The sequence below is a fragment of the Glutamicibacter sp. genome (genome assembly GCF_035257265.1).
Taxonomy (GTDB): domain Bacteria; phylum Actinomycetota; class Actinomycetes; order Actinomycetales; family Micrococcaceae; genus Glutamicibacter.
In genome coordinates this window covers 14,063-30,533 of record NZ_DATEXC010000019.1, presented here as the reverse complement: position 1 = coordinate 30,533, position 16,471 = coordinate 14,063, and the positions used below count along the sequence as shown (strand labels likewise).

The window sequence follows — 16,471 nt, the reverse complement described above, 5'->3', positions numbered from 1 at the left end:
ACCCGAAGTATCGTTTCATGTTTAATCGAGAGAAATTTGGCAGTGTCGCGCCCACACCCAGTACCGCGTTAGCACCGAAATAATGAGTGCCTAAGCCCTGTGAAATATGAGTAATTTGCGACGTCATCCACTTTGTCCTAGTGCCCAGATTCACGCGCCGCTGTGGAGCAGACTGAGCTAAATGCGAGTAGTCTCGAAGCCATGAAAGGTGCACGCGCAGGTTCCACGGTAGGTCAGGTCTCCGGATTTCGTCATCACAAACCACGTCCATTCGCTCCGCAGGATTTTAATCCTTATGAGGGCGGTGCCGACCCTGCTCGCATTTCGGAAGCCGCTCACCTTTCGGCTGCGGCTTTCGTGCGCAAAGGTATCGCCAACGAGGATCCCGAAGTATCAAACAGGTTGGTCCAGGTCGCAGAGACCGAAGGTCTCGAAGTTCTTGCCGAACTCTGGTCCGAGGCACCTGCGCGTTCACTTCCCGGAGCGCTGTGGCGTCTCTATGCCGTGCGCACAGCGACCCTGAATAATGCCGAGACGATGTCTGCACGTTTTCGTGCAGGAGCACACCGCGCAGAAGTTGAACGTCTGGTAGCGGGCGTTGCCGAGCCTCCAACGGCCGAAGAAATGAAAAAAATGGCCACGTCTATTCTTTCCGGGGCATTTGATGGCGACTTCGCCCATGCCCTGGAGCGCACGGCCGCCTACTGCAGGGTGCTAGCCCTTGGCATGACCGAGCATGCAGATGCCGCGGACTTGGCCAATGAAACTCGGGGCACAAAGCTGACCGCGCGGGCTAAGTCAATGGTGAACACCGCCGAAGACCTCGAAGCCTGCGCAAGGTTGTGGCGCCAGGATCTATTGGACTGATCACGACTTGCGCTACACAAGACATCTTGGGCTCCAGCGGTTAGGTTGGAAACAAACCATGTCTTAGCACTAGAGATCGGTAAGTATGCAGACTCCAGTTCCCGATTACCTACATGAAGTCCTCGACACTCTGCGTGAAGATACTTCCGGCGAAACTGCCCAGTACATTCCGGAACTGGCCAACGCTGACCCGGCGCCATTTGCGCTGTCGGTCACGACGGCTACCGGCAGCACTTACTGCGCCGGCGATACCGATACACCGTTTAGCATTCAGTCCATTTCCAAGCCCTTTGCGTACGCGGCAGCCATCATTGACCGCGGGCTAGACCGCGTTCTGGAATCAATCGGCGTTGAGCCCTCAGGTGAAGCATTTAACGAGCTATCTCTGGAAGACGGCACCAACCGTCCCAAGAATCCGATGATCAATGCCGGCGCCATAGCCGCGCATTCGCTGCTTGTCGGTCAAGACGCTACGGGCGAGGCCAGGGTCCAACGTGTCCTGGACATGTTTTCTTCTCTTGCCGGGCGCGAATTACAGATTGATGAAGACGTCTATCGTTCGGAACTGATTACGGCTGACCACAATTTCTCCATGGCGCATATGCTTCGGAATTACGGAATACTCGCCGATGACGCGCACGAAGTGGTCTCCGGCTACACCAAGCAATGCTCCATCTTGGTGACGGTCAATGACTTGTCCATGATGGCCGCCACCCTGGCCAATGGCGGAGTGCAACCGGTCACGCACGAGAAGATCATCGATGAGAATACTGCACGTCAGGTTATGTCGGTCATGGCGGTAGCCGGCATGTACGACGGGGCAGGAGATTGGCTCACGCGGGTGGGAATTCCTGCCAAAAGCGGAGTTTCCGGCGGACTCGTTGGAGTCTTGCCTGACCAGGTGGGCATCGCGGCATTCTCCCCCCGTTTAGATTCTCACGGTAATAGCCAGCGATCACGCCGGGCCTTCGAGCGGCTCTCCTCAGATATGGATATGCACCTCTTCGCACCGAGCCACGGTCGCCTTGATGTCGTTGGGGTCAATCTCGAAGGGAACCGAGAGATTTTCTACCTCCAAGGCAACGTACGATTCACCGCGGCCGCAGAATTACTGGATCTGCTCTCGGAATCAGACTTTGACGGTGCAGTTCATTTAGATATTTCTCGTGTGCATTCCTTCACCAATGTTGCCCGGCGCATGGTGCTTGAAGCCCTGCGCCGGCTGCGTAATGAAGGCCGCAGGATTTTTCTCCATGACCCGCTTCAGTCCTTGGCCAATCCCGACTTGGGTGATGGAACCTTTCCAGAAACTCCCTAACGTGCGAGTTCGCTAATCAGTTAGTCGTACACGTGCGCCAGAGAGTGCCGGTGACATCTGCTCGCCCAAAAGCCCCTAAACTTGAGCTTGGAGAGCAGCACCAAAAGAAAGCAGGCACAGTGGGCGCGGAAGCAAACAATCCGGCTTCTGGAACACTTCGGTGGTTACTTATTTTGATCGCTACCGCACTGTTGTCGCAAACCACACTCAACTTGGTTCGACCGGTCACCACATACAAACTGATTTCCCTAGATGCTGGCCCGGTAACCGTTGGTGTCACTACCGCTGCTTTCGCACTGTTACCGATGGTCACTGCTGTATGGCTTGGGCGCATAAGTTCACGTATTCCAAAGATTCGTTTTTTGATGCTCGCCGGAGCAGGACTCATGGGGTTAGGTTCCTTAGGTGTCGCGGCAGCCAATGGCTTTGCCATGGTTGCCATTGCCAGCGCCGTACTAGGTATGGGCCATTTACTGTTCACCATTGGTGGTCAGTCATCTATCGCACGATATTTCCCCGATGACCAGCTCGATAAGGGTTTCGGTTGGTTCACCGCGGCGTACGCCGCGGGACAATTCCTCGGTCCGCTGATTGCCGGAGCCATCCTTGGGACCACTTCCTCTGCTGATTCTCCCGAACGTGTTGCCGACATCTCTCTTTCCTTATGGATCGGTGCCGGCTGCGCCTTGCTAGCCATCCCCTTGCTCTTGCCAAATCTTCAGCCTCGGCTGTCTAAGAGCGCAGCGGCTGCACCGGCCCCCAAATCCGAAGCATCAATCATTTCGATCCTGCGCATCAAATCGATTCCTTCGCACATGCTCGCTTCGCTGGCATTGCTTTCAATCATCGATATTCTCACCGCTTTCTTGCCCTTGGTCGCCGAAAAACATGGCGTCGCCCCAGCCGTGGTGGGTGTTTTACTGGCCCTGCGCGGCGGCGCTTCGGTTATTTCCAGACTCTTCCTGCCATGGATTTCGACTCACTTCTCCCGTGAGTCAATGTTGCTCACCAGCCTGTTTGCCGCCGGACTCTCCATTGCGCTTGCCCCACTGTTCATCGACGTACTTTGGTTAGCGGCTTTAGCTCTAATCGTGGGCGGTTTCTTCCTAGGCATGGGACAACCGGTGACGATGACCATGGTGTCCACCTCAGTGCCCGCGCAGGACCGTGGAGCGGCCTTAGCGGTCCGTTTGATGGGAAACAGGCTAGGGCAGGTGCTCCTGCCTATTGCGGCCAGTACGGTGGCTGTGGGCACGGGACCGGCGGGCGCCATTTGGTTCTGTTGCGGACTGTTGTGTGTCAGTGGTGTCGAGAAGTCCTTGCGTAAAGAACGTGAGAATTAGCACCAGTCACCAGATGTGGTTGACAGCAAGCGCTTAGTACGAGAAAACTAGTAGACGGTGCCGGGCCGCTGGTAACCCCGGGCTCCAATATTCTGCCGCTTCGAGCGGCCTTCCGCCGAGAGGCGTTCCCGGTCCGGCATCACTAACGTTTCGTCGTTAACCTTCGCGACGTAAACTGTTCAGCGTCAGTACCAAAACGATGGCCTAAGACGAATGGTGCGCCGAACAACGTGAAGTTCCAAATCTTTCCTTCAGCCACACGTGGCATTGAATTGCTCAGTGATCTTGCGAGCACAATCCGTAACTCGGTGGCAAGTGTCTCCGAGATGATCGGCAATCCGGACGGTCGGGCAGTACAGCTCAAGGAGCTTGCCAATGCGGAAGCTCAAGCCTCGGACTTGCTCCACGCCTTGCTCACGCATCTGCGCACCAGCTACATCAGCCCACTGCCGCGTGAAGATATGTACACGTTTTCCCGCCTGCTTCACGAAACCATGGAGCACCTGCGCGGCATTGGCGAACTAATCAACACCTTAGGTTCCACTCCGCTTTCCGAGCGCGCTGCAGAGCAGCTAGAACTAATTTCACAGCTCGCCGAACTCGCCGCACACTCGGTTCGAACCTTGAACAAGCTTGATGATTTGGAAGATAATTGGCTGCAGATGATGCAGTACTCCAAACGTGCTGCGCGCACTCATTTAGTCTGGATCGATGAGATTTCAAATTTCTCCAAGGCATCCACGATCCATAAGCATCAGCGTGTAGCGGACCATTTGCTGCTGACCGCCAATACCCTGCGGCAGTTCTCCGACCACCTCGGCCGCGTGCTGGTCAAGGAATCCTAGAATCCGATGGACTTACTGCCCTTATTCACCATCATTGCTATCGCCTTGACCCTGGGTTACGCGGTACTCAATGGTTTCAGGGACTCTTCCACCGCGGTCGCAGCTGCCGTACGCACCAGGGCATTACGCCCAGCGGTCGCAGTGGTTGTCGCCGCATTTTTCGCTTTTGTGGGCACCATGGCAACCACCACCCTGAGTACCGTGCTGATCAGCCGACTCAACCTGCAATTGCCCGAGGGTACCGTGGGGATGAAGCTGCTCATTGCCGCGTTGTTAGCCGCCGGAGCATGGTTGATACTGTGCTGGTGGCGTGGCATCCCGGTTTCGTCCACTCATGCTTTGATGTCTGCATTAGTTGGTGCTGGGGCGGCCAACTCTTGGCTCGGCAATGATTCACTTGGCGGTGCAGTTCAGTTGTTCACTGGCTCGGTACTGCTGCCCTTGCTTATCACTCCGCTCATCGCCTACTTCGCCTCATTTTTGCTGGTAGTTCCGGCTACTTGGTTGATGCGCCACGATACCTCAAGAGACGTAAACGCCCGTTCGCGCGCCGGACAGGCCATCGCCGCCTGTGCTGTAGCCCTGGGACTGGGTTTGCAGGACGGCCAACGCACCGGAGCAACGATCACCCTGGTGCTCATTACCGGTGGGCTGATGGATCCTGGGCCGGTAGCAGTGGCCATTCAGCTGGTGGCTGCCAGCGCGTTGTCCTTCGGTGTGCTCCTTGGCGGCTGGCGAATCACGTACACGCTCTCGCGTCGCTTGGTGAACTTTGACCCCCTGCGCGGCATGGTCGCGCAGGGGGTCGCGGCCACCATGCTTTACGTTGGGTCGCTGGTGTTGCACCTGCCGCTATCCACCACTCAGGCGGTGACCAGTTCGATTGTGGGCGCCGGCGCTAACCAGCCCTTCGAATCTGTTGTCTGGTACCGCGTGGTCAAAGTGTTCGGACATTGGCTGATCACACCGGTCGTTTGCATTTTGGCCGCAGCGGTCTTAGCCCTTGCCATGGACCCGGTGGGTTAACTATCTAGCGTCGCCCCGGGTTGCTGGGAGTGCGGAACAAAACGCACGCTCATTGCCTTAAATCCCGGAGTATTGGACTCGCGAGCCACCAAACCTCGGTGTACTAAAGCGTTAGCTTCTGGGAAGTAGGCAGCAGCGCAGCCCTTCGCCGTAGGGTAGGACACCAGCCTGAAACGGTTAGCCCGGCGCTCGGTACCACCGAAGGTTGAAATCACATCCACCAGATCGCGGTCTGCAAAGCCCATCTCCTGCAGATCCTCAGGGTGTATGAGGATCACTCGCCTCCCGTCTTTAATGCCGCGGTAGCGGTCATCGAGCCCGTAGAACGTGGTGTTGTACTGGTCATGACTGCGCATAGTCTGCAAGATCAGGTGACCGGCTGGGGGCTTAAGCGCTTCAAATGGTGAAACCGTGAACCGGCCCTTGCCGATATCCGTGGCAAAGGAACGTGAGTCACGTGGTGCGTTCGGCAAGACAAAGCCGTTACGTTCGCGAACCCGTCGGTTAAAGTCTTCAAAACCAGGCAGGACTCGTGCAATGTGGTCACGGACCACGTCATAGTCATCGGCCATGGCACGCCAGTCGACGACATGGTCATCACCCAAGATGGCCTGGGCCATGCGTGCCACGATGACAGGTTCGGCCAGGAGGTGCTCGGAGACCGGGGTGAGCCGGCCCTGGGTCGAGTGGATCACCGACATCGAGTCCTCCACGGACAAGAACTGAGCACCCTTAGGGTGCTTATCATCTTTGTCGGTGCGGCCAAGGGTGGGCAGAATCAATGAGGTCTGTCCGTGTACCACGTGAGAGCGGTTTGGTTTGGTGGAGATATGCACGGTCAGCTTGGCCCGCTGCATACCTGCTTCCAGTAACTCGGTTTCCGAGTTGGCGAGGGCAAAGTTGCCACCCATGGAGACGAACACGTCCACGTCATTGTTTTCAAACGCATCTAAGGCTTCGGTGGAATCATAGCCATGAACACGAGGTGAATCGATGCCAAACTCTGCGTCCAGGGCCTCAAGCAGCTGCTCGGTTGGTTTCTCCCAGATCCCCATGGTGCGGTCACCTTGCACATTGGAGTGTCCACGGACGGGGCACGCACCGGCGCCCGGCTTGCCGAAGTTGCCCTGCAACAGCAGCAGATTGATGATCTCCTTGAGCGTGGGCACCGAGTGCGGTTGCTGGGTTAGCCCCAGCGCCCAGCAAAAGATGGAGGCCTTGGATTCAATGAGCAATCTAGCAACTTCGGTGATCTGCGTGCGCGTCAGTCCGGTGGCTTCCTCGGTGGCATCCCAGTCAATTTCGGCGCGAGCGCTCTTGTAGGCCGCAAAACCGTCGGTGACTTCGTTGATGAACGCCTGGTCCACTACGGTTCCGGGGTTCTTCTCTTCCTCAGCTAGCAAGAGATGCCCAAATGCCTGGAACAGTGCTAGGTCGCCGCCGACCTTGATCTGCAGGAAGTGGCTGCTGATCTCGCTGGACTTGCCGAGCATACCGCCGACGGTCTGCGGGTCTTTGAAACCGAAGAATCCGGCCTCGGGCAGAGGGTTGACCGCCACAATCTTGGCTCCGCGCTTGCGCGCGTCAGCCAGTGCGGACAGCATCCTCGGGTGGTTGGTTCCCGGGTTTTGCCCCACGACAAAGATCAATTCGGCGTGGTCAAAGTCTTCGAGCGACACTGTGCCCTTGCCGATTCCAATGGTGGGGTTCAACGCCGAACCCGAGGACTCGTGACACATATTTGAGCAGTCTGGCAGGTTGTTGGTACCCAGCGAGCGGGCGAGGAGCTGGTACATGAACGCCGTCTCGTTGGCGGTGCGTCCAGAGGTGTAGAAGACACACTTATCCGGGGTGCTGGCGTTAACGTGTTCCCCAATGGTGGCGAACGCCTCCGCCCAGCTGATTGGTTTGTAGTGGGTGTCCCCCGGTCGAATGATCATTGGCGCGGTGATGCGGCCCTGAGAACCTAGCCAGTATTCGGTTTTATCGCGCAGCATACTGATTGGGTGTTGTTCCCACCATTGCGGGGTGACGGTGCGGGCGCTGGCTTCTTCGGCCACGGCTTTAGCGCCGTTTTCGCAGAATTCTGCAGGCTTGCGGGCACCGGTAATCGATTCGGGCCAGGCGCAGCCCGGGCAGTCGAACCCACCGCGCTGGTTGATCCGCAGCATAGAACGCAAGGTTCGGCTCGGTCCGGCTTCCGAAAATCCGCGTTCCATGGAGACCATCACGGCTTTTAGGCCGGCGGCGCTATGTTTCGGTTCACCGACCTTGAGGTCATCTTCGTTGATGTCATCTTTGGGTGCTGGACGATGCATGGTGGTCCTCCGCCTGAGCTACTTGGTGCCTAATATGCGTTGTGCATGAGTGTATAAGTTGATGCTTTGCCCGCGGGAGAATCCGGCCAGGGTAAGCCCACATTCATCCGCTAGCTCCACGGCTAAGGACGAAGGCGCACTGACCGCGCTAAGTACCGGTATTCCCGCCATGGCGGCTTTCTGTACCAATTCGAATGATGCTCTGCCGGAGACCTGCAAAATGCTCTGCCGAAGAGGCAAGTCGTTTGCCCGCAGGGCAGCCCCGATGACCTTGTCCACGGCGTTATGCCGTCCCACGTCTTCGCGCAGGATCAACAGCTCCCCGTCGGTGTTAAACAGACCCGCCGCGTGGACTCCACCGGTGGAATCAAAGAGCCGCTGCGCGTCACGCAGTGTGTCCGGCATTTTTAGCAGTGCCTCGAGCTGAACCTGCCCGTCGTCGGGGTTCAGCACGTAGTTGGACTTCTTGTGCACCTCATCGATCGAGTTGGTCCCGCAGATCCCACAGGCCGAACTTGTCACCACGTTGCGGGCGGCCGACAGATCCGGAACCTGTGCGCCGAAGCCCAGCTGAGCTTCAATCACGTTATAGGTCTGATTGCCGTCCTCGTCAGTTCCTGAGCAGTAGCGCATCGAGGTCAGCTGTTCGGCGCGGGCAATGATTCCCTCGGCATGCAAAAAGCCTGCCACGAGATCAAAGTCATCTCCCGGGGTGCGCATCGAGGTAGTAAAGGCAGTGGAGCCAAAACGGATCTCCAGTGGTTCTTCACCTGCCAGTTTTTCTTCGCGCACGAAGCTACTACCGCCCAACGTGGCGCGGATAATGCGCCGTCGCAATATTTTGCGTCCCATTGCGGTTTTCCTATTCTTGCAAGTGCTCCGAGTCACTTACAAACGTATCCCAGAATCCTAGCGGCATGGGCACTTGTGACCTTTTTTATTATTCGTCGTCTGGCTGGAACAGATCCTCTATCCGGCACCCAAAGAGCGCACTGAGTTTAAACGCCAGCGGCAATGAGGGATCGTAGCGTCCTTTTTCCAAGGAAATGATCGTCTGTCGCGAGACCCCCAGCGCGTCGGCGAGCGCCTGCTGGGACAGTCCCCGCTTTTTACGGTGATCAGGAAGGGAATTTTCCATTAGCCTTCAGCCCGTTTGATCAGCAGGTAGCGCACGCCGAAGTCGGCCATCGCCAACCCAACCACGCCAGCCAAGATTAAACCGGTGGAGGCCTGGACTTCGATAAACGAAAGGACCGCTGCCCCCAGACCGCAGACGAGCAAGATATCTTGAAAGACACCCACCGCAGCCTTGTCATACCACTGGGATTCCACTGAGATCTCGGGATTTTTGGTAGCCCCACGTAAGGTGGAGCGATCCAGCAGTAAGGCCCAGCAACCCACCGAGAGTACCGGCAGCAGTCCGGCAGCCATGATGAGCGCCGCCAGGACAAAGTCCCCTGGAAAGTTTAGCGTCGCGAAGAGCAGGCCCGCGCCGAGCGATAGCACCGCGCCGGCGAGCAGCGAAACGATGATCAGCATTGCCTGGCTACCGCCAAAGCGTGACCGTCCCCAGCGGGCTTTGGTTTCTTGTTCCGTGTTCATAACATCCTCCTTGTAATGTAAACCAAACTTTACAGACAAGGGAGCTTTACAGTCAAGCGGCCTTTACAAAGAAGTTTAAAAACCAGCGGCGCCGTGCTTTCGCATGGCGCCGCTGGCGGTGATCCCCTCCAGGATCCCCGGAAGACCCCCCTTCCGGTCCGTCTACCGCCCCATCGCAATAGGGGCGGCATCCGAAATCTTTATCCGAAGCGTCCTGAGACGTAATCTTCGGTGGCCTTCTGCTCCGGATTGGAGAAGATGGCTGCGGTTTCGTTGTACTCGATGAGCTTGCCTGGCTTGCCGGTGCCGGCAATGTTGAAGAACGCGGTCTTATCGGACACGCGTGCGGCTTGCTGCATATTGTGAGTCACGATCACCACGGTGTAGTCGCTCTTCAGCTCGTTGATCAGATCTTCGATGGCAAGTGTGGAGATTGGATCCAGGGCCGAGCACGGCTCATCCATCAAGATGACGTCCGGCTTCACCGCAATGGTGCGGGCGATGCACAGGCGCTGCTGCTGGCCGCCGGAAAGACCTGAACCGGGCTTATCCAGGCGGTCCTTGACCTCATTCCACAGGTTCGCACCGCGCAGCGATTTCTCCACCAGGGAGTCGGCGTCCGAACGGGAGATCTTTTTACCATTGAGCTTCACACCGGCCAGCACGTTGTCCTTGATGGACATGGTGGGGAACGGATTCGGACGCTGGAAAACCATGCCAATCTGGCTACGCACGGTCACCGGGTCAACGCCCGGACCATACAGGTCATCCCCGTCCAGCAATACTTCACCCTCGACGCGGCCGCCGGGGATCACTTCGTGCATCCGGTTCAGCGTGCGCAGGAAGGTGGACTTGCCGCAGCCCGAGGGGCCGATGAATGCGGTGACCGACTTTGGTTCGATGTTGATCGAGATATCTTCAACGGCGAGGAACTTGGAGTAGTAGACGTTCAGCGCGTTGACGTCAATGCGTTTTGCCATGGTGTATTCCTTGGAAATCTAGTGTGGATAAGTGCCGGAGCCTTAGGCTCAACGGCCCTTCTTCGGGGCGAACAGCGAAGCGATCAAGCGGGCACCGAGGTTCAGTGCCATCACCATCAGGATCAGCAGCAGGGCCGCAGCCCATGCGCGCTGTACCGACGGGTCAATATTTGTCGGGCTGGTCGGAGTGAGAATCTGGTAGTAGATAAAGGTCGGCAGCGTGGACATCCAGTTTGCGAACACGTTCGTGTTGATCTGGCTTGCGATACCGGCGGTCACCAGAATTGGCGCGGTTTCACCGATCACACGGGCGATGGCCAAGGTGACGCCGGAAGCAATACCGGAGATCGCGGTCGGGATAACCACCTTCAAGATGGTGCGCCAGCGGCGCACACCCAAGGCGTAGGCGGCCTCACGCAATTCGTTAGGGACAATCTTGAGCATTTCCTCGGTGGAACGCACCACCGTAGGAATCATCAGCACGCTCAATGCGACCGCGGCGACGATACCCATGCGGGCGTTAGGACCAAGGATCAACCCGAAGAAGGCTGCGGCAAACAAACCGGCAACGATCGATGGGATACCTGTCATCACGTCGACGAAGAAGGTGATCGCCTTGGACAGCGGACCGTTCTTACCGTATTCCACCAGGTAGATCGCGGTGAGCATGCCCACCGGAACCGAGATAACCGTTGCCCAGAGGGTGATCAGCAGCGTGCCCATCAGTGCGTGGTAAGCACCGCCAAGAACGGGAGTTCCATCGGCTACGGTCTGGTTATCAACCGCACCGGTCACACCATTCATTGAAGTGAACAGGAAATGGCTGCTCATTCCCGGAAGGCCCTTTTCCAGCACCGTGTACAGTACCGAGGCCAGCGGGATCAGGGCCAATAAGAAGGAGCCGTAGATCAGGTAGGTCCACATCGCGTTGCGCCCTTGGCGCTTTCCCTCAACGACCGCGGTAAGCACGGTAGCGGCGAGGACAAAAAGTACCGCAGAGTAAATTGCGAAGGTTGCCACGCTGAACCCGGTCAGCGTGGATAGCGCCGCTCCGATGATAATCGCGCCGGCAGCGGTAGCCGGCACGGCCCAACGTGGAAGCTTGCCCTTGGACAGGGAGTTGCGTTTGCGGCTTGGCGGGGTCGGCGTGGCCGAGTGCTTATTGCTGGTCATGACACTCATCAGTTAGCTCCCGAGAATTCCTTGTGGCGGGCGATGATGCCACGGGCGATCATATTCACGATCAGCGTGATCAAGAACAGCACCAGGCCGGCGGCAATCAGTTCTGCCAGACGCAACCCGAAAGCCTCGGGGAAGTTCAACGCGATTTCCGCGGCGATCGTCTGGTTACCGGATTTGATCAGCGAAGGGATCAGGTTGCCGGTGGACAAGACCAAGGCCACGGCCATGGTTTCGCCCAGCGCACGGCCCAGGCCCAGCATGACCGCCGAGATAATGCCCGGACGCGCGAAGGGGATCACCGCCGTCGTGATCATTTCCCAGCGCGTAGCACCCAATGCCAGTGCGGCTTCCTCATGGAGCTTGGGAGTCTGCAAGAATATTTCACGGCTCAGCGAGGTGATGATCGGCAAGACCATCACCGCGAGCACAATGCCTGCGGTAAACATGGTTTTACCGGTCTGCGAGGCAGGACCGGCGAAGATCGGAATGAAGCCCAGGTTTGCTGCCAGCCATTCAAAGATTGGAACCAGCGCCGGGGCGAGCACCATATAACCCCACGCACCGTAGATCACCGAAGGGATCGCGGCGAGCAGGTCGATGACGTAGCCCAGCGGGCCGGCGACCTTACGTGGAGCAAAGTGCGAAATAAACAGGGCCACACCGATGCCGATAGGGGTGGCAATCAGCAGCGCGATCGCCGCGGCGATCACGGTACCGATAACAATCGGCCAGATGTAGGCGAAGAAACCTTCCCCGCCGGAAATGTCGGCCGGGTCGGCGACAAACGTCGGCAGGGCCTGGATGAGCAAGAAGATCGCAACGGCGAACAGCGTGACTAGGATCAGCACACCGGCAGCCAAAGCGGTGCCGGAGAAGATCTTGTCGCCCGCTTGACCCGAGGTCGATGACTTGCTCTTCAAAGCATTAGTCGTCATGGCAGGAGCCTTTACAAGGAGGGGGTTACGACTGCGAGGTCGTGGGGGTGGAGGGGTTTTGCGTGGGCGGATCACTTTAATCCGCCCACGCGGTCATGCTTGGATACTACTTTGCTACGGTGATGCCGTCGATCGACTTGGCAGCCTTCTCGGAGATGGCGGCCGAGATCGGGGCGTTACCGGCAGATTCCTGCGCGGTCTTCTGGCCTGCGTCGGAGATGACGTAGTTGCCGAAGGCCTTGACCAGGTCAACGGTTGCCTGATCCTTGTAGGAGCTGCAGTAGATGTGGTACGAAACTAGCACGATTGGGTAGGTGCCAGCCTCGGTGGTGTCACGCTCAAGGTCCAGCGCCAGATCGTTCTCGGCTGCGTCCTTGACCGGGGTTGCGGTCTCCAGCGCCTTGGCTGCTGCCTCGGCCGAGATCTTGGTGTATTCCTCGCCGACCTTGACGTTCACGGTGGACAGCTTGCCCACTGCGGAGAAGTCGGCGTAGGTGATAGCGCCGTCGGTGGAGGTGGTGGTGGAGACCACGCCGGAGGTGCCCTTAGCGTTTTCCGACTGGATGTCGCTTGGCCAGTCACCGGAAACATCGTAGTCCCAGACGTCGCCAGCTGCTGCCTTCAGGTATTCAACAAAGTTCTCGGTGGTGCCGGACTCATCGTTGCGGTGCACCACGGTGATCGCGGTGTCCGGCAGTTCAACATCTGGGTTCTGGCTGGCGATAGCCTCATCGTTCCACTTGGTGATTTCCTTCTTGAACACCTTGGCGATGGTTGCTGCGTCCATGTTGATCTCTTCGACGCCTTCAAGGTTGAAAGCGATCGCGATCGGGGAGACGTAGGCAGGAATGTTGAATGCGCCCTCTGGGCCGCAGACTTCCTTAGCCTTGGCGGCTTCTTCAGGCTTCAGGTAAGCATCTGAACCGGCGAACTGTGCGCCGCCTGCCAAGAATGCTTCGCGGCCAGCGCCGGAACCATCTGGGGAGTACTGCACATTGGCGTCCGCGTTCTCGGCCTTGAAACCGGTGATCCAGGCTTCCATTGCCGAGTTCTGGCTGGAAGCGCCGACACCGGTTAGCGTGCCGGTGACGCCGGATGCAGCCGAGCTGCTGGCCGACTCCGAGCCAGCGGCTGCGGTTGGGTTATCTGATCCGCAGGCGGTCAGTGCGAGCGCGGCGACGGAAAGAACTGCAGCAGCGCTGCCAAAACGATTGAGCTTCACGAGTATTACTCCCCATTTATGGATGATCTGAGTGGGACCAACAGCGGACATCTGCCACGCTTCGTATACGACGTTAAACGCCCTAGGTAACCAGATCACCCAGCCAAGGTGAACGGAAGGTTAACAACCCGCACAATCTCACGTGAGCTCGATCACCTGGTTTATTTTTGGTGTTTTCCTCACCAACTGGCGCAACATCGCCGACGCGAGGCACCCTCTTGCGCAGTGTCATGGAACACTAGTGGCATGTCCCAAGCAGGAATAGCGCACCGCACGTGGAAGTTTCTGAGCCAACGCAACCGCTCCGGACTGGTGCGCACCCGAAACTCCCTACCGCGTATCTCGCGTATGACGCTGGGCGCAATCGGCGCATTCTGGATTGCTTCGGCAATCTGGGGACATACCGATCCAATCTTCGCCGCCACCAGCGCGCTGGTATCTCTGGGCTTCGGATCGGCCACCACCACCCGGCGCACCGCAGAGGTCGCCCTAGGCTGCACCCTGGGTGTGGCCCTGGGAGACATGCTGATGCACTGGTGGGGGCAGGGTATTTGGCAGGCAGCCGCGGTGATGTCGTTATCTCTGGTGGTAGCCCGCTATCTCGATTCTGGCGCAATTTTCTCAACTCAACTGGGTATGCAATCGGCTCTGGTGGTTTTGCTGCCGATTAGTGCCGACGGACCCTTCGCACGCTCCATTGACGCAATGACCGGCTCGGTGCTTGCGCTGCTCATCGTGATCTTGTGGCCCAGCGACCCGCGACGCACCCCCGTCAGTGGCCTCTCTGACCTGCTCAAAGAGCTATCCGAGGTGATGATCGAATGCTCCTGGGCGGTCCGCGACGATGACCACCGCGCAGCATTCCACGCACTGATCAAGGCTCGCGCCACCCAACGCCATCTCGATTCTCTTCCCGGCGCTTTCCGTACGGCCCGTGAAGTCGCCACGCTCTCCCCCACCGGACGTCGACATCGCCATGAGCTGAGCCGGCTATCCTCACGTTTTGAACACTTTGATCGTGCCACCCGTAACTGCCGCGTTTTCGCCCGCCGGCTGGCCTCGGTGCTGAGTAATAGCGCACTGACCGCGCAGGGCGCGCAAAGCCTGGCGCCACTGCTGCGTGACACATCCGAAGCGGTAAGTACGATGGCCCATTCGGTGCGCGAACCGACCGTGGCCGGACAAAGAAAATTTGAGAAAGCCGCCCGGCTCCAGCTCGAAGAGGTAGCGGCTCAACTCGACCCGCGGGAACTTGGCGTCGAAGGGTTGCAAGGTGAAGGGCTGATCTTGCTGCTTCGCCCGATGGTTGTGGACCTATTGCAGGCGGCCGGCCGGGATCACGAAGAAGCTGTGGGGCCACTGCCTCGCCTGAGCTGAATTGTCCGTTGAGCTAGATAACATTGAGCTATGGCCAAGACCTCCACACGCAGCAAGCCTTCCGCAAGCTACAAATGCGCCGAATGCGGCTGGACAACGGTTAAATGGGTTGGCCGTTGCGGCGAATGCCAAGCTTGGGGTTCGGTCGACGAGGTTGGCGCAGTCACCGCGCGCACCGCACCGGCCGCCAAGGTGGCACATATTGCCCAACCTATTGCGCAAATTGATGGTTCGGCAGCGGCATTCCGTACCAGCGGGGTCTCCGAGCTGGACCGCGTACTCGGTGGCGGGCTCGTCCCGGCCGCGGCAATCTTGCTCGCCGGAGAGCCCGGGGTAGGAAAATCCACCTTGCTACTTGATGTAGCTGCCAAGGCGGCGGCAACCGGCCTGCGCGTACTTTATCTGACCGGCGAGGAGTCCGCGGCTCAGGTTAAATCACGTGCCGAACGGATTAACGCGGTAGCAGATAATCTGTATCTGGCCGCGGAAACCGACCTGTCTCTCGCGCTGGGCCAGATTCGCGAAATTGACCCCCAGCTGCTGGTGCTGGACTCCGTTCAGACCTTCTCTTCGGCAGAAATCGACGGGTCAGCCGGAGGCGTGTCACAGGTGCGTGAGGTCGCGGCCTCCATCATTAATGCCGCGAAGACCCGGGCAATGACCACCATTATGGTCGGCCACGTAACCAAGGAAGGCTCGGTTGCCGGCCCGCGGCTGCTCGAACACCTGGTGGATGTGGTCTGCCAGTTCGACGGCGAGAAACACTCCCGGCTACGCATCTTACGTGCGCTGAAAAACCGCTACGGTGCCACCGATGAGGTGGGCTGCTTTGATTTGAATGAAGATGGCATTCATTCACTGACGGACCCGTCAAAGCTTTTTGTCACCCGCACCCGCAACCCGGTACCAGGTACTTGCATTACCGTGACTCTGGAGGGCCGCCGCCCCTTGGTCGCCGAGGTGCAAACCCTGCTTTCACGCTCCAGCGCTCCGGCTCCGCGCCGCGCTACCAGCGGCCTGGATCCGGCGCGCGCGCAAATGGTGCTGGCGGTACTGCAGGCGCGAGCCCGCATGGACCTGTCCGCGATGGACTCTTATATCGCCACCGTTGGCGGGGTAAAAATTACCGAACCTGCTGCGGATCTCGCCTGCGCCCTGGCAATCGCCTCGTCAATGAACGATTTCCCGCTTCCCCAAGACTTTGTCGCATTCGGCGAGGTGGGGTTGGCCGGTGAGGTGCGCCAGGTACCAGAAATTTCCCGACGAATTACCGAGGCTGCCCGGCTGGGGTTCTCTTTCGCCATGGCACCTTCTACCCCGGAACCGCTAAAAAATATCCCAGACGGTATTCGCGTCTTCCAGGTCGAGTCGATCACCGAGGCCCTAGACGTCGCCTTTACCCAGCGAAAGAATCCAACAGGATAAAATGGTGGTTGCTGCCCGCTGAAAGGACGCA

The 16,471-nt window shown here is 58.3% G+C and carries 15 protein-coding genes; 7 read left to right on the top strand and 8 right to left on the bottom strand.

All coding sequences use genetic code 11. The features are described 5' to 3' along the window. Window positions 1-201 precede the first annotated feature (201 nt). The 5 genes from VJ369_RS03855 to VJ369_RS03835 all read left to right on the top strand — a co-directional run bounded on the left by VJ369_RS03855 (window position 202) and on the right by VJ369_RS03835 (window position 5,399). Window positions 202-867 carry a hypothetical protein gene (locus VJ369_RS03855; protein WP_324090809.1) on the top strand — a complete coding sequence of 222 codons (666 nt, stop codon included), beginning with the start codon at window positions 202-204 and terminating at the stop codon, window positions 865-867. Between the two features lie 85 nt (window positions 868-952). Continuing rightward, complete coding sequence (locus tag VJ369_RS03850) at window positions 953-2,185, top strand: glutaminase (RefSeq protein ID WP_324090808.1); 1,233 nt, start codon at window positions 953-955, stop codon at window positions 2,183-2,185. Between the two features lie 119 nt (window positions 2,186-2,304). Then, a complete protein-coding gene (locus tag VJ369_RS03845) occupies window positions 2,305-3,528 on the top strand; it encodes an MFS transporter (protein WP_324090807.1) in 1,224 nt (407 codons plus the stop codon). Between the two features lie 230 nt (window positions 3,529-3,758). After that, the gene (locus VJ369_RS03840) at window positions 3,759-4,373 is read left to right on the top strand and encodes a hypothetical protein (protein WP_324090806.1); all 615 of its coding nucleotides are present in this window, start codon (window positions 3,759-3,761) and stop codon (window positions 4,371-4,373) included. Between the two features lie 6 nt (window positions 4,374-4,379). Beyond that, window positions 4,380-5,399, top strand: coding sequence for an inorganic phosphate transporter (locus VJ369_RS03835; protein WP_324090805.1), 1,020 nt, complete (start codon window positions 4,380-4,382; stop codon window positions 5,397-5,399). On the opposite strand, the gene VJ369_RS03830 is transcribed toward VJ369_RS03835, so the two are convergent. From VJ369_RS03830 to VJ369_RS03795, 8 genes are all read right to left on the bottom strand, one after another. Beyond that, entirely contained in the window at window positions 5,396-7,717 is a 2,322-nt protein-coding gene (locus VJ369_RS03830) for an FdhF/YdeP family oxidoreductase (protein WP_324090804.1), read from the bottom strand. The genes VJ369_RS03835 and VJ369_RS03830 overlap by 4 nt on opposite strands. An 18-nt stretch (window positions 7,718-7,735) precedes the next feature. Then, window positions 7,736-8,569, bottom strand: a complete 834-nt coding sequence (fdhD, locus tag VJ369_RS03825; protein ID WP_324090803.1) for a formate dehydrogenase accessory sulfurtransferase FdhD — start codon at window positions 8,567-8,569, stop codon at window positions 7,736-7,738. An 88-nt stretch (window positions 8,570-8,657) separates the two neighbouring features. Continuing rightward, a complete protein-coding gene (locus tag VJ369_RS03820) occupies window positions 8,658-8,855 on the bottom strand; it encodes a helix-turn-helix transcriptional regulator (RefSeq protein WP_324090802.1) in 198 nt (65 codons plus the stop codon). Beyond that, window positions 8,855-9,319, bottom strand: coding sequence for a hypothetical protein (locus VJ369_RS03815; protein ID WP_324090801.1), 465 nt, complete (start codon window positions 9,317-9,319; stop codon window positions 8,855-8,857). Before VJ369_RS03815 ends, VJ369_RS03820 begins: the two co-directional genes overlap by 1 nt. Window positions 9,320-9,519: 200 nt before the next feature. Further along, window positions 9,520-10,299, bottom strand: a complete 780-nt coding sequence (gene pstB, locus VJ369_RS03810) for a phosphate ABC transporter ATP-binding protein PstB (RefSeq protein WP_324090800.1) — start codon at window positions 10,297-10,299, stop codon at window positions 9,520-9,522. Between the two features lie 48 nt (window positions 10,300-10,347). Beyond that, window positions 10,348-11,481 (bottom strand): phosphate ABC transporter permease PstA, encoded by a 1,134-nt coding sequence (gene pstA / locus VJ369_RS03805; RefSeq protein WP_414652614.1) that lies wholly within the window; start codon window positions 11,479-11,481, stop codon window positions 10,348-10,350. Beyond that, window positions 11,481-12,416 (bottom strand): phosphate ABC transporter permease subunit PstC, encoded by a 936-nt coding sequence (gene pstC, locus VJ369_RS03800; protein ID WP_324090799.1) that lies wholly within the window; start codon window positions 12,414-12,416, stop codon window positions 11,481-11,483. Before pstC ends, pstA begins: the two co-directional genes overlap by 1 nt. Window positions 12,417-12,522: 106 nt before the next feature. After that, a complete protein-coding gene (locus VJ369_RS03795; RefSeq protein ID WP_324090981.1) occupies window positions 12,523-13,638 on the bottom strand; it encodes a phosphate ABC transporter substrate-binding protein PstS in 1,116 nt (371 codons plus the stop codon). A gap of 246 nt (window positions 13,639-13,884) precedes the next feature. On the opposite strand from VJ369_RS03795, the gene VJ369_RS03790 reads away from it, so the two are divergent. Both VJ369_RS03790 and radA read left to right on the top strand, forming a co-directional pair. Further along, window positions 13,885-15,015, top strand: a complete 1,131-nt coding sequence (locus VJ369_RS03790) for an FUSC family protein (protein ID WP_324090798.1) — start codon at window positions 13,885-13,887, stop codon at window positions 15,013-15,015. A 30-nt stretch (window positions 15,016-15,045) separates the two neighbouring features. Further along, window positions 15,046-16,440, top strand: a complete 1,395-nt coding sequence (gene radA, locus VJ369_RS03785; RefSeq protein WP_096256833.1) for a DNA repair protein RadA — start codon at window positions 15,046-15,048, stop codon at window positions 16,438-16,440. The last annotated feature ends 31 nt before the right edge of the window (window positions 16,441-16,471 follow it).